This is a genomic window from Pseudomonas sp. St290 (assembly GCF_018325805.1).
GTDB classification, from domain to species: Bacteria; Pseudomonadota; Gammaproteobacteria; order Pseudomonadales; family Pseudomonadaceae; genus Aquipseudomonas; species Aquipseudomonas bijieensis.
In genome coordinates this window covers 727196-749833 of sequence record NZ_AP014703.1, presented here as the reverse complement: position 1 = coordinate 749833, position 22638 = coordinate 727196, and the positions used below count along the sequence as shown (strand labels likewise).

Genomic DNA, 22638 nt, shown 5'->3' with positions numbered 1-22638 from the left:
AAACCCGGCGATCACTCGCCGGGTTTTGTTATTGCTGTACCCGCCTCAGTGCCCGCCCAGATACGCGTTGCGCACTTCCTCGTTGGCCAGCAGTTCCTTGCCCGTGCCGGTCAGGCGGATTTCGCCGTTGACCATCACATAGGCCCGGTCCGACAGCCTGAGGGCGTGGTTGGCGTTCTGCTCCACCAGGAAGATGGTCATCCCGGTGGAGGCCAGCTCACGCAGGGTGGCGAAGATCTGTTTCACCACGATCGGTGCCAGCCCCAGGCTCGGCTCATCGAGCAGCAACAACTTTGGCCGGCTCATCAATGCCCGGGCGATGGCGAGCATTTGCTGCTCGCCACCGGACATGGTCATGGCCCGCTGGTTGCGCCGCTCCTTGAGCCGTGGAAACAGCTCGAACATGCGCTGCATGTCTTCGCTGGCGTATTTGTCACCAATGGGGATGGTGCCCATCAGCAGGTTTTCCTCGACGGTCATGTCGGGGAAGACCCGCCGCCCTTCCGGCGACTGCGCAATGCCGTTGGAGGCAATGTAGTGCGACGACTTGTGGGTGATGTCCACGCCTTGGTAGATGATCTGCCCGCCTGCCGCACGTGGCTGGCCGAAGATCGACATCAGCAGCGTGGACTTGCCGGCCCCGTTGGAGCCGATCAGGCTCACGGTCTCGCCTTCGCCAATGTGCATCGAGACTTTTTTCAGGGCCTGGATCGGCCCGTAGAACACATCCAGTTCCTTGAGTTCGAGGATAGGTCCACTCATACCAGTTCCTCTTCATCGGCACCCAGGTAGGCCGCGATCACCTTCGGATCGTTGCGGATCGCCTCGGGACCGCCCTCGGCGATCACGTTGCCGTGGTCCAGCACCACGATGTGGTCGGAAATGCTCATTACCATGCCCATGTCGTGTTCGATCAGCACCACGGTCAGATCATGCTCGTCACGCAGCAGCCGGATCATCGCGCTCAGCGCTTCGGTTTCCTGAGGGTTGAGGCCGGCGGCCGGTTCATCGAGGCAGATGATCTGCGGGCGGGTGCACATGGCCCGGGCGATTTCCAGGCGCCGCTGCTGGCCATAGGAAAGCTCCCCGGCGAGGCGGTTGGCACAATCCACCAGGTCCACCACTTCCAGCCAGTAGAACGCATGGTCCAGGGCGTCGCTTTCAGCCTTGCGGTAGCCCTTGGTGTTGAGGATGCCCGCCACCAGGCTGCGGTTGACCCACATGTGCTGGGCGACCAGGAGGTTTTCCAGCACCGACATTTCCTTGAACAGGCGAATGTTCTGGAAAGTGCGCGCCAGGCCGGCGCGGTTCACCAGGTGGGTGCCGCCGAACATCTTGTAGTACAGCCGGCTGGCGAAGGATTTCGGCGACACGAAGTCGGTTGGGCGAAACGCTTCGCCCAACAGCTTGATGACGTTGGTTCGCTCGCCACGCACGTTGAGTTCGATCTTGCCGCCCGAGGCCTTGTAGAAACCGGTCAGGCAGTTGAACACCGTGGTCTTGCCCGCGCCGTTGGGGCCGATCAGGGCGAAGATCGAGTTGCGTTTGACTTGTAGGCTGACATCGCTGAGGGCCTTGATGCCGCCGAACTGCATCATCAGGTTTTCAACTTTGAGTACGACTTCGCTCATGGCGCTACCCCCTTGCGCGGCGTCACACCGGTACGGCTGATACGGATCAGGCCGCGCGGGCGCCAGATCATCATCAACACCATCAGTACGCCGAACAGTAGCACCCGGTATTCAGAGAAACTGCGCAGCAGCTCCGGGGCCACGGTGAGCACGAACGCGGCAATCACCACGCCGACTGTCGAGCCCATGCCCCCCAGCACCACGATTGCCAGGATCAGCGCCGACTCGAAGAAGGTGAACGACGCCGGGTTGACGAAGCCCTGGTAACTGGCGAAGAACACCCCGGCCAGGCCCGCCGTGGACGCGCCAATAGTGAAGGCCGAGAGCTTGACCAGCACATGGTTCAGGCCCATGGAGCGGCAAGCGATTTCATCCTCGCGCAGGGCCTCCCAGGCACGCCCGACTGGCATGCGGGTCAGGCGATGCTTGATGTAGAGCACCAGCAGCACAACGATGAACAGCACGATGTAGATGAACAGGAATTTCAGGTTCGGGTTGTAATCGATGCCGAAGAACTCATGGAACGGCACCCCGCCATCTTTCGCCCTTCGACCGAACTCCAGGCCGAAAAAGGTCGGCGAAGGCACAGGCATGCCGTTCGGTCCGCCGGTGAACGACAGCCAGTTGTTGAGCACCAGGCGAATGATTTCCCCGAAGCCCAAGGTCACGATGGCCAGGTAGTCACCGTGCATTCGCAACACAGGAAAACCCAGTATGCACCCGGCCATCGCCGCCGTAATGGCCGCCAGCGGCAGCACCGTCCAGAAACCCAGCCCCAGGTATTGATAGCCCAGCGCCAGGCCATAGGCGCCGATGGCGTAGAACGCCACGTAACCCAGGTCGAGCAGCCCCGCCAGGCCAACCACGATGTTCAGGCCCAGGCCCAACAGCACATAGATCAGCCCGAGGATGACCACCGTGAGCACATATTTGTTGGCAAAGAACGGAAACACGATGGCAATCACGATCAGCGCCGGGATGATCCAGCGCAGGTTCGACTTGTAGTCCGGTGGCAGTACATGCACGCCGGAACCAGTGCTTTCGAACCCCTGGAGCACCTTCAGGCCCTTGGGTGTTTGCAGGAACAGGCTCAAGGCAAAGCGCCCGATCATCACGATCGCCACCAGCCAGCCGACGCGGGCCGGTTGCAGGTTGAAGCTGTAGCCGTCGAGCACCACGCCGACAATCGGCCCGAACACGATCAGCGAGATCAGGCCGGCCAGGATCGCGTCGATGACGCTCTTTTTGATATCAATCGGTTTATTGGCAGCAGACATACTTATACCTTCGCCACGAGTGGGCGACCCAACAGGCCTTGGGGACGGAAAATCAGAATCAGCACCAGCAGCGAGAAACTGAACACGTCTTTGTAGTCAGAGTTGATCAGACCGGAGAACAGCGACTCGGAGATCCCGAGGATGATCCCGCCAAGCATCGCCCCAGGCAGGGAGCCGATACCTCCGAGTACCGCCGCGGTGAACGCCTTGATGCCGATGATGAAGCCGGCATAGAAGTCGAACGTGCCGTAGTTCATGGTGATCAGCACACCGGCCAGGGCCGCCATGGCTGCACCGATGATGAACACGTAGGAAATCACCCGGTCGGTGTTGATCCCCAGGATCGACGCCATCTTGCGGTCTTGCTGGGTGGCGCGGCACATGCGCCCGAGCTTGGTGTACTTGATGATGTAGGTCAGCAAGGCCATCCCGGCGAATGCGGCAACCAGGATGAAAATCTTGGTGTAGGTGAGCTGGACGAAGCCGCTGCCGATGTCGACGCGCATGGCGCCTTCGAGCAGTGTCGGCACGCCCTGTTGGCGGGCGCCCTGGCTGATCTGCGCGTAGTTCTGCAGGATCAGCGAAATGCCGATGGCACTGATCAGCGGTGCCAGCCGGGTCGAGTTGCGCAGGGGTTTATAGGCGACGCGTTCGATGACCCAGCCATAAACCCCGGTGACCACGACCGTGAACACGAGAGTGCCGAGGATCATAAGCGGAAAGGATTCGATACCGAAGTAAGCCAGCAGAGCCAGACTGATTGCCGCGAGGTAAGCGGAAATCATGTAAACCTCGCCATGGGCGAAGTTGATCATGCCGATGATGCCGTAGACCATTGTGTAGCCGATGGCGATCAGACCATAGACCGACCCGAGGGTCAGGCCATTGATCAGTTGCTGCAGGAAAATACCATCCATAACGCAATCTCACGCAGTGAGAACCTGCACACCCTGGGGTGTGCGGTTCTTCTAAGGAAAATACAGATGTACGTCGGAGCAATGTCAGGCACGACCGCTGCGCATCCCTTGGCAACCGGGGCTTGCCCGGCTCCCAAAGGAGGCCTGGACGGTCGCGTCAGGCCTTACTTCTGTTTTTCCAGCTGGTGGTATTTGCCGTCCTTGTCCCACTGGTAAACCACGTAGTCGGAGACTTTCAAGTCGCCCTTGGCGTCCCATTCCTTCTTGCCCATCACGGTTTGGACAGGGTTGGCCTTGAGCCACTTGGCCGCGTCTTCGCCTTTATTGGACTTGGCGCCATTGAAGCCGGCGGCCAGGGCCTGGACCGAAGCGTAGGCGTACAGGGTGTAGCCTTCAGGCTCGGTGCCATTCTTGCGGAATTCGTCAACCACGGCCTTGCTGTCTGGCAGCAGGCGCGGGTCGGCGCCAAAGGTCATGTACACGCCATCGACGTATTGCGCGCCGCCGGCGGTGGTGACCAGTTCGTCGGTCACGATGCCATCGTCGGACATGAATTTCACGTCCTTGAGGCCTTGTTCACGCAATTGGCGAACCAGCGGGCCGGCTTCCGGGTGCAGGCCGCCGAAATAGACCACATCGGCACCCGTCGAACGGATCTTGGTGACTACGGCGCTGAAGTCTTTTTCGCCACGGGTCAGGCCTTCGTACAGCACTGGCTTCACGCCACGCTCCGTGAGCCGGGCCATGGTTGCATCCGCCAGGCCCTGGCCGTAGGTGTCCTTGTCGTGCAGCACGACGACTTTCTTGCCCTTGAGCACGTCGACAATGTAGTCACCCGCCACGATGCCTTGCTGGTCGTCACGACCGCACATGCGGAACATCGCGCTCAGGCCACGCTCGGTAACCTTCGGGTTGGTCGAGCCCGGGGTGATCGCGATGATGCCGGCTTCGTCATAGACCTCGGAGGCCGGGATGGTATTGGACGAGCAGAAGTGCCCGACCACGCCGATTACCTTGTCCTGTTCGACCAGGCGGTTGGCCACGGCAACGGCCTGCTTGGGTTCGCAGGCGTCGTCGCCGGCAACCAGTACGATTTTCTCGCCGTTGACGCCACCCGCTTTGTTGATGACATCGGCTGCCGCCTGGGCCCCCTTCATGTACTGCTCGCCAAATGCAGCGTTGGCGCCGGTCATCGGCCCCGCCACACCAATTTTCACATCAGCTTGAGCAAACGCAGAAACACCCAGCGCAGCTGCCACTGCGAGGGCCAGGAAACCTTTCTTGTAAAACGTCTGGGACATGAGGTGGTGCTCCAAGGTTTTTTTTAGTTGGCACTGCGACTTCATTTCACTGAAAAGCTCAGAGCAAGGGCCGTGCCATCGGTTTTTTATTCTGAAAAAAGTCGCTGCTTTATTGTTATTTCGACTGTTTCGGGCCCTTTTTCATAGGGCGTGCAACCGTCTAAACCGCACGAGGTGCAACCTTTTACTTAAATGGGTGAAACCCTCCTTGAGCCATCATTGCAACCATCACACGAAACGGCGTGCAACCACTGTGTAACAACCCACGTCACCGAACTGCACACTGTCGGTGCGCGACTGCTACAACCCGCACCATAACAGGCTAGACGCTATGCCGGAAAAACGTGGCTTCCGGCAACATTTTTCAACACTCAAATGACGATCCGCAGGCACTGGCCCGCGTGATACAGCGAAAAGCCCGCCTCATACAAGCAACTGCGCAGGCCCACCCCGGCCAACGGCTGCATGGGTGCGAACGGAATCGGCAGCGCCTGGGCATTGCCGTGGCACAGGTAGTCGGCGAAAGCCTTGCCCACCACTGTACCGGTGGTTACGCCCCGACCGTTGTAGCCGGTCACGGCCACCAACCCCGGGGCCGGTTCGAACAGACGCATCAGGTGATCAGGGGTGAAGGCAATGCAACCGGTCCAGGTGCATTCCCACTCCACCGACTTGAGGTAAGGGAAATAGTGCTGCTGCACCCGGTCGGCCCAGGCCTTGAGGAACCAGGTCGGCTTGCGGTTGCCATTGCCCAGGCTGCCCAGCAGCAAACGGCCGTCCTTGTCCCGACGGATGCTGCTTAACACCTGGCGGGTATCCCACGAACCCTGCCCACCCGGCAGAATGCGTCGGGCGGCATCGTCGGTCAGTGGGGTGGAGGCGACCTGATAGTAATAACCGGGGAAGAAATTTCGCCGCAGCTCGGTCCAGTCGCCTTCGGTATAGGCGTTGGAGGCGATCACTACCTGCTCGGCCAATACCGAACCCTGGGCGGTCTGCACCGACCAGCGCTGGTCTTGGCGTTCCAGGCGCGTCACCGGGGAATGGTCGAACAACTGGCCGCCAAGGTCCGTGGCCGCCTTGGCCAACCCGCTGGTGTAGGCCATCGGATTGAGGGTGCCGGCGCGGCGGTCGAGCAATGCCGCGGCGATTTTCGACGTACCGGTCGCCTCGGCACACGCCTGGCCGGTGAGTAACTCCACCGGGGCACCACGGCGTTTCCATTGTTCTTCGCGACTGCGCAGGTCTGCCTCACCCCGGGCGTTATGGGCCATGTGCAAAGTGCCTTCGCGGCGCAACTGGCAATCAATGTTGTATTTATCGATGAGGCTGAACACCAGGGCCGGCGCGGCCCCCAGCATGCGGTTGAGCTGGCTGCCCACCGCCTCGCCGAACCCGGCCTCGATGTCGTCCGGCGGGATCCACAGGCCGGCGTTCACCAGGCCGACGTTACGCCCCGATCCGCCATGCCCGGCGCGGTGGGCTTCCAGCACGGCAACACGCTTGCCCTGCTCCAACAAGTGAACCGCCGCCGACAGCCCGGTGAAACCGGCACCGATCACACACACATCAACGGTGATTTCGCCCGTCAGCGCGGTGTTTTCAGGCCTTTGCGGCGTCAGCTTTTCCCACAGACATTCTTCGCGTAACGGCATTGCCAGACTCCGAAAAAGAAACCCAACCATCACACACGACTCATTGTGGGAGCGAGCCCGCTCGCGATGGCGGTGTATCTGCCAATATTGATGTCGGCTGATCCGGCGCTATCGCGAGCAGGCTCGCTCCCACAGGGAATTCCGTTGACTCAGCCTCAGTCGAAGGTAATCCCCTGCGCCAACGGCAACTCCAGCGAGTAGTTCACGGTGTTGGTCTGACGACGCATGTAGCCGCGCCATGCGTCGGAACCGGATTCGCGACCGCCGCCAGTTTCTTTCTCACCGCCGAATGCACCGCCGATTTCCGCGCCGCTCGGGCCGATGTTGACGTTGGCGATGCCGCAGTCGCTGCCCACCGCCGACATGAACTGCTCGGCTTCACGCACGTCGGTGGTGAAGATGCAGGACGACAGGCCTTGGGGCACGGCGTTGTTCAGGTGCAGGGCCTCGGCAAAGTCCTTGTAGCCGACCACGTACAGGATCGGGGCGAACGTTTCGCTACGCACCACATCACTCTGCTCCGGCATCTCGACGATGGCCGGCGAGACGTAATAGGCATTCGGGAACTGGTCTTCAAGCTGGCGCTTGCCACCAAATACTCGCCCGCCTTCGCTCAAGGCCTGCTCCAGCGCATCCTGCATGTTGTCGAAGCTGTGTTTGTCGATCAGCGGCCCGACCAGATTGCCTTCCAGCGGGTGACCGATGCGCACTTTCGAATAGGCGGCCTTGAGGCGGGTGACGATTTCTTCCTTCACCGACTCGTGGGCAATCAGCCGGCGCAGGGTGGTGCAACGCTGGCCGGCGGTGCCGACGGCGCTGAACAGGATGGCGCGCACGGCCATATCCAGGTCGGCGCTCGGGGCCAGGATCATGGCGTTGTTGCCGCCCAGCTCCAGAATGCTGCGGGCGAAGCGCGCGGCGACTTTCGGCGCCACTTCACGGCCCATGCGGGTGCTGCCGGTGGCGCTGATCAAGGCCACGCGCGGGTCATCCACCAATGCTTCACCGGCATCGCGACCACCAATGATCACCTGGCTCAGGTACGGCGGTGCATCGCTGAAGTTCTTCAGTACACGCTCGAACAACGCCTGGCACGCCAGGGCGGTGAGCGGGGTCTTTTCCGACGGTTTCCAGATCACCGCGTTGCCGCACACCAGGGCCAGCGTAGTGTTCCAGGCCCAGACCGCGACGGGGAAGTTGAAGGCACTGATCACCCCGACCACGCCCAGCGGGTGCCAGGACTCACGCATGTGGTGGCCCGGACGCTCGGAGGCGATGGTCAGGCCGTACAACTGGCGGGACAGGCCGACGGCGAAGTCGCAGATGTCGATCATCTCTTGCACTTCACCCAGGCCTTCCTGGGTGATCTTGCCAGCTTCCCACGACACCAGTTCGCCAAGGTCAGCCTTGTATTCACGCAACAGGTCACCGAATTGACGTACCAGCTCGCCACGACGCGGGGCCGGCACCTGGCGCCACAGGTCGAAAGCGTGTTCGGCACGGCTGACCTGCTGCTCGACTTCAGCCGCGCCTTCCCAGTTCACGGCGCCGATGCGACTGCCATCAATGGGCGAATGCACCGGTTGTGTGCCGTTCTGGTACAGGGTCGAGTCGACGCCCAGGCGATCAAGCAATGCAGCAACCATGGAAAATTTCCTCAAACGAAAGACAAAGAATTGGCAGCCGGACGAATACGGCTGATCAGACCTGTAGTTGTAGCTGGCCCGAGACTTGCCAACAAACGACCTTTAAGCGAGATATCATTCCGTTTATTCATGCTGGCCATGACCGGATAAGCAGAGCCACAAGAAATAAGGCCTCATCATGCTCAATAAACGCTATTTGCCGTCGATCACGGCACTGCAGTGCTTCGAAGCGGTGACCCGCCACCTGAGCTTCACCCGCGCCGCCGAAGAGCTGAACCTGACCCAGAGCGCAGTCAGCAAGCAGGTCGCGCAATTGGAGGAGTTGCTGCAGCATTTGCTGTTCCGGCGCATACGCCGCCGCTTGCAACTGACGCCAGCCGGAGACTTGTACCTGGGAGAAGTGCGAAAAATCCTCACGCAGGTGGAGATGTCTACCCATTACCTGCGCTCCTACGGCGGCGATACCGAAGTCCTGCGCGTTTCCACTCCCCCGACCTTCGGTGCCCGCTGGCTGGTCCCGCGCCTGAAGGGCTGGCGACTGCGGCATCCGACGATTCACCTGGACCTGTGCAGCGAGCAGGAGGCCGACGATCTGCTGCAAGGGCGCAGCGACCTGGCGTTCTATTTCGGCCAGGGCTCACGGCCCGGCACCGAATCCCTGAAGCTGTTTGGCGAAGAACTGGTGCCGGTCTGCGCGCCCGGCAGCCTGCCTGAGCAGCCTTTTACCGACCCGACCCAACTGGCCGAGCTGGTGCTTTTGCAAAATGCCTCGCGCCCCCAGGCCTGGCACGACTGGTTCGACAACCAGGGCTATCACACCGAACACAGCTACCACGGGCCGCGCTTCGAAACCTTCTACATGTGCATTCGTGCCGCCCAGGTTGGCTGTGGCGTAGCCTTACTGCCGCGTTTTTTGGTGGAAGAAGAATTGGCCGACGGCAAGTTGGTCATTCCCTGGCCTCATGCGATGCCCAGCACCAACGCCTACTACCTGGCCTACCCGGAACATTCGGCGGAAGTACCCAAGGTGCGGCTTTTTGTCGAGTGGATGCTGGAGCAGATCGACAACCCGGATGGACTGCAGCAATAAGCCATGGATGACGTTCATGGCCAAAAAAGCTTCAGTGACCAAAAAAAACTGGCAATCATCATGAGTGATATGCGCCACTAACCCCTTCACCAACCGCAGCACCCCGCCGCCTACCGCAGCGGCCTGTCTGGAGATTCCCGTTATGAGCGAGAGCGTATTTGCCGATCGTATCGTGCAGAACCTGCTCGACACCGACTTCTACAAACTGACGATGATGCAGGCAGTGCTGCACAACTACCCCAACGTCGAAGTCGAGTGGGAATTTCGTTGCCGCAACAGCGAGGACTTGCGCCCGTACCTGGCGGAGATCCGCTTCCAGATCGAGCGTCTGGCCGAGTTGAGCCTGAGCGCCGACCAGTTGGGCTTCCTGGAGCGTATCAGCTTCCTCAAACCGGACTTCCTGCGTTTCCTGGGACTGTTTCGCTTCAACCTGCGCTACGTGCATACCGGTATCGACAACGGTGAACTGTTTATCCGCCTGCGTGGGCCGTGGCTGCACGTGATTCTGTTCGAAGTGCCGCTGCTGGCGATTGTCAGCGAGGTACGCAACCGCTATCGCTACCGTGAAATTGTCCTGGAGCAGGCCCGCGAGCAGTTGTATCGCAAGTTCGACTGGCTGAGCGCCAACGCCAGCGCCGAAGAGCTGTCCGAGCTGCAAGTCGCGGACTTCGGCACCCGCCGTCGTTTTTCCTTCCGCGTCCAGGAAGAAGTGGTCAACGTGCTCAAGCACGACTTCCCGGGGCGTTTCGTTGGCACCAGCAACGTGCACCTGTCCCGTGAGCTGGACATGAAACCGCTGGGCACCATGGCCCATGAATGGATCATGGCCCACCAGCAACTGGGCCCGCGACTGATCGACAGCCAGATCGCCGCCCTCGATTGCTGGGTGCGCGAGTACCGCGGTCTGCTGGGGATCGCCCTGACCGACTGCATCACCATGGACGCCTTCCTCAAGGATTTCGATCTGTTCTTCGCCAAGCTGTTCGACGGTTTGCGCCACGACTCCGGCGACCCGGTGATCTGGGCCGAAAAAGCCATCGCCCACTATCACAAGCTCGGCATCGACCCGATGAGCAAGACCCTGGTGTTCTCCGATAGCCTGACATTGCCCAAATGCCTGGAGATTTTTCGGGCATTGCGTGGTCGCATTAATGTCAGCTTCGGTATTGGCACCAACCTGACATGTGACATTCCAGGTGTAGAGCCGATGAGCATCGTGCTTAAAATGATCAGCTGTGACGGGCAACCCGTGGCCAAGATTTCAGACGAGCCCGGCAAGACCCATTGCAAAGACCCGAATTTCGTCGCCTACATGCGACACGTTTTCCAAGTACCTGCCGCCCTTTCTGACACATCAAGCAAGGAGTGAATTCATGCAAGCCGTACAGCGTGAGATTGCTGAACAGCTCAAGGTCCAGCCACCGTTCGCCGATGACGCCGCCCTCAAGGCCGAAATCGCCCGGCGGGTGGGCTTTATCCAGGATTGCCTGGTCAACTCCGGTCTCAAGTCCCTCGTGCTGGGCATCAGTGGCGGGGTCGACTCGCTGACTGCCGGGCTGCTGGCCCAACGAGCCATGCGCGAACTGCGGGAGAAAACCGGCAACACCGCCTACAAGTTCATCGCCGTGCGCCTGCCGTACGAAACCCAGTTCGACGAACATGAAGCGCAAGCCTGTGTGGACTTCATCGATCCGGACGAGCGTCATACCGTCAACATCGGTCCGGCGGTCAAAGCCTTGGCCGAGCAGGTCGCAGCGTTCGAAGGCAAGGCAGCGGTGTCGCGGGATTTCGTGCTGGGCAATACCAAGGCGCGGATGCGCATGGTGGCGCAATACACCATCGCGGGCACTGAGCAAGGCCTGGTAATCGGTACCGATCATGCAGCCGAAGCGGTGATGGGCTTCTTCACCAAGTTCGGTGACGGTGCTTGCGACTTGGCCCCGCTCAGCGGCCTGGTGAAAAACCAGGTCCGGGCCATTGCCCGAGACTTCGGCGCACCGGAATCGCTGGTGGAAAAAGTCCCCACCGCCGATCTCGAAGACCTGTCGCCAGGCAAGCCGGACGAAGCCTCCCACGGTGTGACCTACGCCGAGATCGATGCTTTCCTGCACGGCGAGCCGGTGCGGGACGAGGCGTTCAGGATCATTTGCGACACCTACCGCAAGACCGAGCACAAGCGGGTGATGCCGTACGCGCCGTGACCGGCAGTCCCTGTGGGAGCGAGCCTGCTCGCGATAACGGTGGATCAGTTTGCATTGATGTTGAATGTGCCGCAGCCATCGCGAGCAGGCTCGCTCCCACAGGAGATGCGATTATTGGCCGGACACAAAAAAGCGCCCTGCACGGGGGCGCTTTTTTGATGCCGAAGCGGGTTACTTCAGGGTAACAGTGCCTTTCATCATCGAGATGTGGCCTGGGAACGAGCAGAAGAAGCCGTACTTTTCAGCGGCATCCAGTTTCGATACGTCGAAAGTCACCGAGTCTTTCTCCCCGGCACCAATGATTTTGGTATGGGCGATGACGCGAGCGTCATTTTCTTTCAGGTAGTTCTTGTCGATACCGGCGGCCAGGCCATCAGTGGCGATCGGCTGCATGTCAGCCTCTTTGCTCAGCACCCAGTTATGGCCCATGACGTTTTTCGGCAAGCTGCCCGAGTGAGTCAGCTCAACGGTGAACGTCTTGCAGCTCTTGTCGATCTCGATGGCCTTGGTGTTGAAGGACATCTGGTCGGTCGAATCGATGGTGGTCTTGCACTCCGCTGCCATCAGTTGGCTGCTGGCCAGCGTCAACAGGGATACTGCAACAAGTTTGGCAAACATCGTGAATCTCCAAGGCATGGTTAACAAAATTCCGTCAAAGGGGAAGACTGCCTGAATTTGAGACAAGTTCCTATGACCTGAATCAAACATTGTATACAACTTAAGGCTATCAGCCTGATGGACACAATCAACCAGCCAGAGGAATGACACCTCTCTATGATTGGCCCCATCACCTCTCTGGAGCGCCCATCATGAACCTCAACAGCCTGTTGTGCAGCTTGCTCGCCGCCTATGCCTGCGGCGCCAGTGGTACCTACGAAAAACCCCAACGCGAGGTTTAAGTCCTTTGCGCAGCATAGGCCAGGCTTTACTCTGGATCGGTTACTGATCATGGAGTAAAGCATGTCCATAGCATCCGTTTGTGTATTTTGCGGCGCCAGCACCGGCACCGATCCAACGTATCGTGAAGCGGCGCAGGCCCTGGGCCGGGCGTTGGCGGAACGAAAATTGACCCTGGTCTATGGTGGCGGAGCCGTCGGCCTGATGGGCATCGTCGCCGATGCGGCCCTGGCGGCCGGCGGCGAGGTCATCGGTATCATCCCGCAAAGCCTGAAGGACAAGGAAATCGGCCACGGCGGCCTGACCCGCCTGGAAGTGGTGGATGGCATGCATGCCCGCAAGGCGCGCATGGCCGAACTCAGCGATGCCTTCATCGCCCTGCCCGGCGGCCTCGGCACGCTGGAGGAGTTGTTCGAGGTCTGGACCTGGGGCCAGCTCGGCTACCACGGCAAGCCGCTGGGGCTGCTGGAAGTGAACGGTTTCTACAGCAAGCTCACCGGTTTTCTCGATCATATCGTCGGCGAAGGCTTCGTCCGCCCGGCCCATCGTGACATGCTGCAAGTGAGCCAATCACCGCACAACCTGCTCGATGCGCTGGACGAATGGCAACCGTCCGTGCAGCCAAAGTGGGCCGAACAAAAACCCAGCTAACGGCTCGGCCCCGATACAGGGCAGAATACGCGCCGCTCTACCTCACCTTCGACCCCAGAGGATCGCCCATGGCTAAACCCAATTATTCCTTCGCCAAACGTCAGAGAGACCTGGCCAAGGAGCAGAAGAAAGAGGAAAAGCTGCAGCGCAAGAAAGCCACAGCTGAAGAAGAAGCCGCACTGAGCCCGGATACCGAAGGCGAAGTAGCAGCAGAACATGACGTCGATGCACCGAAAGATCAGGCACCCGACGCCTGATACCCCATCTTGTGTCCAGGGCCGACAGCCCCGCTGTCGACCCTTACAATCCCAGCGCCTTGGTAATCGACAGGCGATAACCGACAGGCAGGTTCACCGGCAACTGGCCCGGCGCGAACAGCCCGATCTCTTTGTGCTCATGACTGACGATCGGCACGAAACCGCCCAGCAACTGGCAGCGGTACGTGGAGATGAAGACGTGCTTGCCGGGAATGACCTCGAACAGGTACGAATCCAACGGCTCCCCTACACTCACCTCAACCGCCAGCTCCTCGGCAATTTCCCGCGCCAGACATTGCGGCGCCGTTTCGCCCAGTTCGATCCGCCCACCGGGCAGTTCCCATTCGTCCCGTTCGTTGAGCATCAGCACAACCAGGCCTTCGGGGGATTGCAGCACGCCTTTGATGGACACCGGGAACATGCACCCTCCTTAGTTCGATACATACTGTGGGAGCGAGCCTGCTCGCGATAGCGTCACGACAGTCAATTACATGCTGGATGTGATGGCCTCATCGCGAGCAGGCTCGCTCCCACAAGGGAACGCTTCACGACTCCAACGGCATCACCGTCACACGCACTTCAGGATCATGGGCACCGCCCCCCAGGATCACTCCCCGCAGCGGCGACACATCGGAAAAATCCCGGCCCCAGGCCAGAGTGATGTGTTCCAGGGCCGGCTGTACGTTGTTGGTCGGGTCGAAGTCCACCCAGCCCAACACCGGGCAATACACCGAGACCCAGGCATGGGACGCATCGGCGCCAATCAGCCGTGGCTGGCCGGGTGGCGGCTGGGTCAGCAGGTAGCCACTGACGTAACGCGCCGCCAAACCGCGAGAGCGCACACAAGCCAGCATCAGGTGAGCAAAGTCCTGGCATACGCCCCGCCGCCGCTCCAGCACCTCCACCAGCGGCGTTGCCACCTGGGTCGCCTCGGCATCGAAGGTGAACTCCTCGAAAATTTTCTCCATCAGCGCTCGAACCCCCACCATCAAGGGTCGCCCCGGCGGGAAGCAGCTTTCGGAAAACTCGACGAAACTGCGCTTGAGGTGCACATACGGTGACTCGAAACGGTAACGGCACGCCTCCAGCAGTGGCGCCGCGAGTGGCCGACCACTGTAGGTCAGCGCGTTGCAGGTCGACTCCCAGGCCGGGGACAGGTTGAAATCCAACTCGGGGCGAGCCAGCACCTCGACACTCAAGCGAGCATTGACCAACAGCTCGTCATGGGGCCGTTCAAAGGCCAGGCGCGTCAGCGGGTTGCCGAACACATCCTGCTCATCGCGACGGATCGTCGGCTCCGGGCTGATCAGCAACTGTTGTTCGGTGCACCGCTGCCAGTCACAGGCGCGCGGCCACAAGTGAGCGAGTTGCTGGGCCAGGGACACCGGGCTGTCGTAGTGATAATGAGTGTCGTGGAGGATCTGGTAACGAGCGTTCATCAGACGGACACCGTGCGTTGGCTGACATCATCGACATGGGCGAAATGACGCAACGCCAGGCGATCGGAGACCTGACCGCTAACGTCGGCCACTTCCTGCAACAGGTCGGCCAGACCATCGAGTGCGGCGCGCAGGCTGGCTTCACCAAACAAGGGGTTTTCCAGGCATCGCAGGTCAAAGCGTGACAGGCGTGCGACCAAGTCCGGCAATGCGGTTTCCCTGGGCGCGGCAAAATCATCGTTCAAGCGCTTGAGGGTACGGGCCACCAATTTCAACTGGAAGAGCACCGCGTGGGGGTTCTGCTCGTCCAGTAGCAACAGGTCCAGCACCGGGATCAACTGGGCCACCGCCAAATAGCGCGAGCGGTAGGTGATGCTGCTGTTGCCCAGTTCCAACAACCACTCCAGCCCGGCCTGGTCGAACACCGCCTCGCCCCGCAGGAACGCAGCCAGGCTACTGCTGAGAAACTGCAAGCGCTCCAGGCGCCGGCCCATCATCAAGAAGCGCCAGCCCTCATCGCGGGTCATATCGTCCAGGGCGAACCCGGACAATGCCGCCAGGGACATCACCAATCGGTTGAGGAAATCCAGCAGTTCACCAAAATCCGGCTCCCCGGTTTCCAACTCCATGGCCTCGCGCTGCAATTCCACCAGCGCTTGCCAGTTTTCCCGGGACAACTTGCCGCGCACCTGCGAGGCCGCCCACTGCAAGCGTTGCAGGTTGGCGCGCAGGCTGAACGACCAGTCATCCCCCAACAGTGCCGCCAGCAAACGCTCGGGCAACTCGCCCTCTTCGGGCAGCAGCATCAGGCTTTCACCCAGGGACACCGCCGATTGCAGGGCCTGTGGGTCGTCGCCATCGACATAGCGCGCCAGCATGATCCGCAGCAGCCGCGCGCTGTCGTCGCAACGCTCGCAGTAGCGACCGAACCAGAACAGGTTTTCCACCACCCGCGAAGGCAAATACGGATCGCGTCGAACCAGGTCGTGGACCCCCACGGTTCGCTGGGCCTTCCATTGTTCACCGCCAGGCGCCTGCTCCCCCAGCACCCAGGTGTCCTTGCTGGCGCCACCGCGCTGCATCGACACCACTTCGGCGTCGGCCTCGGCGGCCACGCGGGTCAGCCCACCCGGTAGCACCCGGTAATCGTCCTTGCCGGACACGGCATACATGCGCATGCCAATCGCCCTGGGCTGGATCTGGCCATCTTCGGCCTGCCAGACCGGGGCCTGGGACAATTGCGCCAGTTCCTGGGCGACATAGGCATAGGGCCGTGCCTGCATGCGCGCCGCCAGTTGGACGCGCTGCTTCTCGCTCAGGTCGCGGCCGAACACCGGGCTGAAACTCTGGGAAGGAAACGCCGGCTTGATCAACAGCTGCGGCAATTTTTCCAGGGCCTGGGCCAGCACCGGCGGCTCACCGCACCACCAGGTGGCGATGGACGGCAGCAGCAGCTCTTCGCCGAACAGGTACTGGTTGATCTTTGGCAGGAACCCCAGGAGGCCCGGTGATTCCAGCACGCCGCTGCCCAGGGCATTGGCCACCAGTACCCGGCCCTGACGCACCGCTTCCAACAACCCTGGCACGCCGAGGGCTGAATCGGTGCGCAGTTCCAAGGGGTCGCAGAAATCGTCGTCGAGCCGGCGCATGATGGCGTGGACCCGACGCAGGCCGCTGAGGGTCTTGAGGTAGACCGTGGCGTCCCGAACGGTCAGGTCACCCCCTTCTACCAGCGGATAACCCAACTGGCGCGCCAGGTAGAGATGTTCGAAATAACTTTCGTTGAAGCGCCCCGGCGTCAACAGCACCACCAGCGGCGATTCGCCGTCGCTGGGAGCCTGTCGTGCCAGGGTTTCCTGCAAGGTACGGAAAAAGCCGGACAAGTGCCGCACCTTCAGATCACGATACAAATCGGGAAAGGCGCGGGAAACGATCATGCGATTTTCCAACGCGTATCCGGCACCTGAAGGCGCCTGGGTCCGATCCGCCGTGACCCACCAGCGTCCATCGGGCGTGCGCGCCAGATCCACCGCATACAGGTGCAGAAAGCTGCCGTCCGGCGGCGCGATGCCCTGGCAAGGCCAAAGGAAATTGTTGTGCCCATACACCAGTTCTGCCGGCAACAGCCCTTCGCTGATCAGCCGTTGTGGCCCGTACAGGTCGGCCAGCACCGCGTTGAGCAGCCGAGCACGCTGGGCGATTCCGGCCGACAGTTGCTTCCACTCTTGCGGGTCGATCACGTGGGGCAGCAGGTCCAGTTCCCACGGCCGGTCGGCGCCTTTGGGGTCCGCGTAGACGTTATAGGTCACGCCGTTTTCCTGGATCTGCCGGGTCAGCAGGGCCTGGCGCTGGACCAACTGGGCCGGCGTGCTGCGCTGCAACTGGTCGAACAGCCGCCGCCAGTGCGTACGCACGGCACCGCTGTCGTCCAACAGTTCATGATAGGTGCCCGTTGTCAGCGGGTAATGGTCAAGCAGGTCAGGCATGGAAAGCTCGGCAGACGGCAATGAAAGGTGAGACTAGCGCAAGCGCATGACGCCCGGATAGTTGAAATATCCGGGCGTCGCGTAAGACTCAGAACCGTCGCAGATCGAGCGTGAGGGGAAACTCGTCATCCATGGCCAGGCTGGGTATAGGAAGTTTCCCAGGCGTGTGTCCAAGACGGAAGAAACGCGCCATCCGCCGGCTCTCAGCCTCATTGGCATTGACCGGCAGGCTGTCGTAGTTGCGCCCGCCCGGATGAGCCACGTGATACTGGCAACCGCCTATGGAACGTTGTATCCAGGTGTCGAGCAAGTCGAAGACCAGCGGCGCATGCACCGGGATGGTCGGTTGCAAGCAGTTGGCCGGTTGCCAGGCGCGGAAACGCACCCCGGCGACGAACTCGCCAACCCGACCGGTGGGTTGCAACGGCACCGGCACGCCATTGCACGTCAGCAGGTAGCGTTGCGGCGCCAGGCCGCTGAGCTTGACCTGCAAGCGCTCCAGGGAGGAGTCCACATAACGCACAGTGCCACCCACCGCGCCCTCTTCCCCCAGCACATGCCAAGGCTCGAGGGCCTGGCGCAATTGCAGTTCGATACCGCTGACCGCGTAATCGCCCACTTTGGGGAAGCGGAACTCCAGGTGTGCGGCGAACCACTCGGCCCGCAGCGGGTAACCGGCGGCGTTCAGCTCATGGATGACGTCGGCAAAATCCTGCTCGATAAAGTGCGGCAACAGGAAACGGTCATGCAGCTCCGTGCCCCAGCGCGCCAATTTCGCCGGTGCATAAGGCTCACGCCAGAACCGCGCCACCAGCGCCCTTAGCAATAATTGCTGGGCCAGGCTCATGCGCGCGTGAGGCGGCATTTCGAAAGCACGCAGTTCCAACAGGCCAAGACGGCCCGTGGCGCCGTCCGGTGAGTAGAGCTTGTCGATGCAGAATTCGGCGCGGTGGGTATTGCCTGTCACGTCGATCAACAGGTTGCGCAGCAAGCGATCGACCAACCATGGCGGGCATTCCTCGCCGGGTTGTGGCATTTGCGCAAAAGCGATTTCCAGCTCGTACAACGCGTCGTTGCGCGCCTCATCCACCCGAGGCGCCTGGGAGGTCGGGCCGATGAACAATCCGGAAAACAGGTAGGACAACGACGGGTGGTTATGCCAATAGCTGATCAGGCTGCGCAACAGGTCGGGACGCCGTAGGAACGGTGAGTCAGCCGGTGTCGCGCCACCCAGTACGAAATGGTTACCGCCACCAGTGCCGGTGTGCCGGCCATCGATCATGAATTTCTCGGTGGTCAGCCGAGTCTGTCGCGCCTGCTCGTAGAGAAACTCGGTGCGCTCGACCAACTCATCCCAGGTTGCCGAGGGTTGCACGTTGACCTCGATCACACCGGGGTCGGGGGTGATGCGAAAATTGCTCAGGCGCGGGTCGCTCGGCGGCTCGTAGCCTTCCAACAGCACCGGACAGTGCAACTCCTCAGCCGTCGCCTCGATGGCGCTGACCAGCTCCAGATAATCCTCGACCCGCTCCAGCGGCGGCATGAACAGATAGAGCCGGCCTTCACGGGCCTCGGCACAGAAGGCAGTGCGGGTCAGCCAGTCGGCGGATATGTCGATCTGTGGGACACGCTCCTGTTCGGTCGCCGACTCGCCGTGACGCGCCAGCGACTCGGTGCCGGGCAGTTCAGGCAAGTCCTGGTTCGGGTCGGTGGGATGAATGTACGGGTACTCGGCCGCCGTCACCCAAGGCTGGGACGCCAGCGGCAAGCGATAGCCCAGGGGCGAATCCCCCGGCACCAGGCGGCAGTGGTTGTCGCGCAGGTACCAACGACCGCTCTGCCATTGATCGCCCTTGGCAGTGCGAGCCAGCGGCAGGACCTGGCCAATCACTTTATCCAGGCCCTGGCTGAAGACCTTGCGCAATCGTGCCCGCTCCAGGGCGTCCTCCAGACGCGGATCCTCGGCCGTGACATTCGACGGCAACGCACCTTCGCGCCAGAGGTAGTAGAAATTGTCTTCGTAGGCCGGAAACACGAACCGCGCAGGAATCTTCAAACGCTCGGCGACGCTCGCCAGGAAGCGCCCAGCCAGTTCGCCATCGGCACCGTAATCCTCCTGCTCGTCGGCGATCAATGCGCTGTTGTGCCAGATCGGCACACCATCGCGTCGCCAATAGCAGTTGAGCGACCAGCGCGGCAATTGCTCGCCCGGGTACCACTTGCCCTGGCCAAAGTGCACCAGACCTTGGGGCGCATAGTGCTTGCGCATGCGCTGGAACAGCTCGGCGGAGAGCCGGCGCTTGTCCGGCCCGAGGGCGGCGGTGTTCCACTCGGCGCCGTCCGGGTCATCGATGGAGACAAAGGTCGGTTCGCCGCCCATGGTCAGGCGCACATCGCCCTCCAACAGGTCGGCGTCGATCTGGCGCCCCAGCGCCTGGATCGCCAGCCATTGCGCTTCGGTGTACGGCTTGGTCACCCGCGGCGCTTCCCAGACCCGCTCGACGGACATTTCGTGGCTGAACTCACACTCGCAAGGCTCCACCAGGCCGCTGATCGGTGCTGCCGAGGACGGATCGGGACTACAGGCCAACGGGATGTGGCCTTCACCAGCGAACAGCCCGGACGTCGCATCCAGGCCGATCCAGCCGGCACCGGGCAGGTAGACCTCGCACCAGGCATGCAGGTCGGTAAAGTCCACCTCGGTGCCGGATGGGCCATCGAGGCTTTTCACATCGGCGGTCAACTGGATCAGGTAACCGGACACGAACCGCGCCGCCAGGCCGAGGTTGCGTAACAACTGCACCAGCAACCAGGCCGAGTCGCGGCAGGAGCCGGACGCGTGCTCCAGGGTGTGCTCCGGCGTCTGCACGCCGGGCTCCATGCGGATCAGGTAGTTGATGTCTTCGCTCAGGCGCTGGTTGAGCGCCACCAGGAAATCCACCGCCGGCAATGGCGTGCGGTCGATGCCATCCAGATACGCCTGGAACCTCGGCGTCAGCGGCAGGGTTTCCAGGTAAGGCGCCAGTTCCTTGCGCTCATCGGCCGCGTAGGCGAACGGAATCTTTTCGGCGTAGGGTTCGAGGAAGAAGTCGAACGGATTGAATACCGCCATTTCCGCCAGCAGGTCGACCTCGATCCGCAGCTCCCGGGTTTTCTCGGGAAACACCAGCCGCGCCAGGTAGTTGCCCTGGGGATCCTGCTGCCAGTTGATGAAATGCTGGTCGGGCGAAACCTTCAGCGCATAGGAAAGAATGCGCGTGCGGCTGTGGGCCGCCGGGCGCAGGCGAACGATCTGCGGGCCGAGCTCGACGGCGCGGTCGTAACGGTAATGCGTGACGTGATGCAATGCGACATGGATCGACACGACGTGCCTCCTGCGAGCCTGGGCGATATCGAAAGCGGCGCAAGACTTATGCCATGCAGGCAGGCCGGACACTTTCTTGATCTACTCAAGGCAGTAGAGCACTAAAAACGCGCGATGCCCGTATTCATCTGCAAAGCAACGCACATAAATGCGGCGCGGGCAGCACGAATCGACTCAGCGACGCGACCGTGGTGCCTTGGCGGCCTGGGTGATGAGTGAGCGCTGGCGGCGGATCTCCACCAGTTTTTTGCGCATTTCCCGGTGGCGCTTGCTGTTGAGCAGCAACAGCCCCAGCAGTGGCAACAGCACCGCGAACAGGTACACCCCCTGATGCGGTCGATAAGCGAACATCGGCAGCACCGCCGCCAGACAGGCCAGGAAATACCCCGCTACCCACCAGACCGCCCAGGCGCGTCCGCGAACGATCAAGAGGTTGCCCAGGACCAGGACGAGCACCAGGGCCAGAGTGCCGAGCCCGATATAGTCGGTCCTGGCTGACGGCTCCAGGGCACGCCAATAAGTGGTCCCCGCCAACACAAGCAGGGTCGACCCGGAAAAGCAGCCCAGCAGGATCGTCCCCATGAAAACCGGAAAATAACGGGCGAGGAATTGCTTGAGCGATCCGCCACCGATCATTCCGTGAATTCCTCATACAGGCCGACGGCAACAGTCTTCACGGCGCCATCGCCGGTATAACTGCCAATGATCCCCAGCGCGCCGCCGAGGGAATCCTTTATCTGGGTCAGGGTCGCGTGCCTGATTTCGGCTGAAGAATAACGCTTGGGCATGGCCCCGGCCCGTTGCTGCAACTTGAGTAGCTTGGCAGTCAGGCTCGGGTCCTTGAGCGTCAACAGTTCCTTGGTCAGCTTGCTTCGCTCTTGCCGATTCAAGCCCTTGAGCAACTGATACCAACTCTTTCCAGTGCCAGCCGCCTTGTTGGCCTTGAGCAGTCGGACAGTCGTCAGGGCCGAGCCACCGACACCCACCAGGGACACTCCGTCAAGGATCGGCGACACGATGTTGTACCAGTCAGCATCATTCATCTCATCGTTGCCAGTCGGATTGGTCAGCTCATTGGCCACCCGCATCCCGCCAATGACACATTGCGCGGTACTGGCCGTCGCGGCAGCGGCGCCCAGGGCAACGACAAAGGCACTGGCCCCCGCCGTAAAGGGCACCGCGACGCTGCCACTGAACACCACCACCCAACCAATCACCGCGGCGACACAGGACAACCCGGCATTGGTTGCTTCAAGCCCGAGCTTGGATTCACGCGGGCTGCTTTTTACCTGGTCGATGAACTGCTGCGGCGCGATGTATTTTTTCGCCTCGCGCAGAATGATGCGCTTGGGCGCGATGCTGCAAATCGGCTTGAATTCGCGCAGGGTCACAACGTTGTATTCGGAATCGACATAGACCACACCCGCCCCGGCGATGCCAGGATCAGCGTCGATGGCAGCGAACAGGCGTGGCAGGTTGATCTGGCTTTCGATGCGTTTGCGGGCCATGAACTGGGAGAAGCTCAGGTCCATGCCGATGCCCGTTGAAGCGCTGCTCATATGAATCGTCCTTGAGAGTCGGAAAGTGAGTCTTTATCCACACACAATACTGTGGCGAGGGAGCTTGCTCCCGCTCGGCGGCGAAGCCGTCGTAAACCGGCCGGCACGGTCTGTCTGAGAACATTGCATGGGATTATTTGGGGCCGCTTCGCAGCCCAGCGGGAGCAAGCTCCCTCGCCACAAAAGGCTATGCATCCGCCATCACGTCGTAAGGCGGTCGCCACGATAACAAACGGCCAGCACCGTCGCTAGAAAGCAAAACGCCAG

At 61.3% G+C, this 22638-nt stretch carries 19 protein-coding genes; 5 read left to right on the top strand and 14 right to left on the bottom strand.

Going from position 1 to position 22638, the window contains the following annotated elements:
- Window positions 1-45 precede the first annotated feature (45 nt).
- From PBDP_RS03180 to amaB, 7 genes are all read right to left on the bottom strand, one after another.
- A complete protein-coding gene (locus PBDP_RS03180; RefSeq protein WP_018606262.1) occupies window positions 46-762 on the bottom strand; it encodes an ABC transporter ATP-binding protein in 717 nt (238 codons plus the stop codon).
- Window positions 759-1631, bottom strand: coding sequence for an ABC transporter ATP-binding protein (locus PBDP_RS03175; RefSeq protein ID WP_109752188.1), 873 nt, complete (start codon window positions 1629-1631; stop codon window positions 759-761). The genes PBDP_RS03180 and PBDP_RS03175 overlap by 4 nt, the downstream gene beginning before the upstream one ends.
- Window positions 1628-2908 carry a high-affinity branched-chain amino acid ABC transporter permease LivM gene (livM, locus tag PBDP_RS03170; protein WP_163855533.1) on the bottom strand — a complete coding sequence of 427 codons (1281 nt, stop codon included), beginning with the start codon at window positions 2906-2908 and terminating at the stop codon, window positions 1628-1630. Before livM ends, PBDP_RS03175 begins: the two co-directional genes overlap by 4 nt.
- A 2-nt stretch (window positions 2909-2910) precedes the next feature.
- Complete coding sequence (locus tag PBDP_RS03165; RefSeq protein WP_042732182.1) at window positions 2911-3825, bottom strand: ABC transporter permease subunit; 915 nt, start codon at window positions 3823-3825, stop codon at window positions 2911-2913.
- A gap of 164 nt (window positions 3826-3989) precedes the next feature.
- The gene (locus PBDP_RS03160) at window positions 3990-5126 is read right to left on the bottom strand and encodes a branched-chain amino acid ABC transporter substrate-binding protein (RefSeq protein ID WP_109752186.1); all 1137 of its coding nucleotides are present in this window, start codon (window positions 5124-5126) and stop codon (window positions 3990-3992) included.
- A 371-nt stretch (window positions 5127-5497) separates the two neighbouring features.
- Window positions 5498-6781 carry an L-pipecolate oxidase gene (amaA, locus tag PBDP_RS03155; RefSeq protein ID WP_212801803.1) on the bottom strand — a complete coding sequence of 428 codons (1284 nt, stop codon included), beginning with the start codon at window positions 6779-6781 and terminating at the stop codon, window positions 5498-5500.
- A 155-nt stretch (window positions 6782-6936) separates the two neighbouring features.
- Window positions 6937-8427 (bottom strand): L-piperidine-6-carboxylate dehydrogenase, encoded by a 1491-nt coding sequence (gene amaB / locus PBDP_RS03150; protein WP_212801802.1) that lies wholly within the window; start codon window positions 8425-8427, stop codon window positions 6937-6939.
- A gap of 178 nt (window positions 8428-8605) precedes the next feature.
- Between amaB and PBDP_RS03145 the strand changes: the two genes are divergently transcribed.
- The 3 genes from PBDP_RS03145 to nadE all read left to right on the top strand — a co-directional run bounded on the left by PBDP_RS03145 (window position 8606) and on the right by nadE (window position 11718).
- Window positions 8606-9517: a LysR family transcriptional regulator gene (locus tag PBDP_RS03145; RefSeq protein ID WP_109752183.1), complete on the top strand. Its 912-nt coding sequence runs from the start codon at window positions 8606-8608 to the stop codon at window positions 9515-9517.
- Window positions 9518-9659: 142 nt separating this feature from the next.
- The gene (gene pncB / locus PBDP_RS03140) at window positions 9660-10886 is read left to right on the top strand and encodes a nicotinate phosphoribosyltransferase (RefSeq protein WP_109752182.1); all 1227 of its coding nucleotides are present in this window, start codon (window positions 9660-9662) and stop codon (window positions 10884-10886) included.
- Window positions 10887-10890: 4 nt separating this feature from the next.
- Window positions 10891-11718, top strand: coding sequence for an NAD(+) synthase (gene nadE, locus PBDP_RS03135; protein WP_109752181.1), 828 nt, complete (start codon window positions 10891-10893; stop codon window positions 11716-11718).
- 171 nt (window positions 11719-11889) lie between these two features.
- On the opposite strand, the gene azu is transcribed toward nadE, so the two are convergent.
- Window positions 11890-12336, bottom strand: a complete 447-nt coding sequence (gene azu, locus PBDP_RS03130) for an azurin (protein WP_109752180.1) — start codon at window positions 12334-12336, stop codon at window positions 11890-11892.
- A 342-nt stretch (window positions 12337-12678) separates the two neighbouring features.
- Here azu and PBDP_RS03125 point away from each other — a divergent pair, with 342 nt between their 5' ends.
- A complete protein-coding gene (locus PBDP_RS03125; RefSeq protein WP_109752179.1) occupies window positions 12679-13266 on the top strand; it encodes a cytokinin riboside 5'-monophosphate phosphoribohydrolase in 588 nt (195 codons plus the stop codon).
- Between the two features lie 68 nt (window positions 13267-13334).
- Window positions 13335-13523, top strand: a complete 189-nt coding sequence (locus tag PBDP_RS03120) for a hypothetical protein (protein ID WP_109752178.1) — start codon at window positions 13335-13337, stop codon at window positions 13521-13523.
- Window positions 13524-13566: 43 nt separating this feature from the next.
- Here the strand turns inward: PBDP_RS03120 and PBDP_RS03115 are convergent, their stop codons facing one another.
- From PBDP_RS03115 to ssp4, 6 genes are all read right to left on the bottom strand, one after another.
- Window positions 13567-13944: an NUDIX hydrolase gene (locus PBDP_RS03115; RefSeq protein WP_176688723.1), complete on the bottom strand. Its 378-nt coding sequence runs from the start codon at window positions 13942-13944 to the stop codon at window positions 13567-13569.
- Between the two features lie 124 nt (window positions 13945-14068).
- A complete protein-coding gene (locus PBDP_RS03110) occupies window positions 14069-14962 on the bottom strand; it encodes a transglutaminase family protein (protein ID WP_116834047.1) in 894 nt (297 codons plus the stop codon).
- Window positions 14962-17448, bottom strand: a complete 2487-nt coding sequence (locus PBDP_RS03105; RefSeq protein ID WP_163855547.1) for a circularly permuted type 2 ATP-grasp protein — start codon at window positions 17446-17448, stop codon at window positions 14962-14964. Before PBDP_RS03105 ends, PBDP_RS03110 begins: the two co-directional genes overlap by 1 nt.
- Before the next feature lie 88 nt (window positions 17449-17536).
- Window positions 17537-20812, bottom strand: a complete 3276-nt coding sequence (locus PBDP_RS03100; protein ID WP_212801801.1) for a transglutaminase family protein — start codon at window positions 20810-20812, stop codon at window positions 17537-17539.
- A gap of 174 nt (window positions 20813-20986) precedes the next feature.
- Complete coding sequence (locus tag PBDP_RS03095) at window positions 20987-21448, bottom strand: hypothetical protein (RefSeq protein WP_116834045.1); 462 nt, start codon at window positions 21446-21448, stop codon at window positions 20987-20989.
- Window positions 21445-22371, bottom strand: coding sequence for an Ssp4 family T6SS effector (gene ssp4 / locus PBDP_RS03090; RefSeq protein WP_109752172.1), 927 nt, complete (start codon window positions 22369-22371; stop codon window positions 21445-21447). The genes PBDP_RS03095 and ssp4 overlap by 4 nt, the downstream gene beginning before the upstream one ends.
- Window positions 22372-22638: the final 267 nt, after the last annotated feature.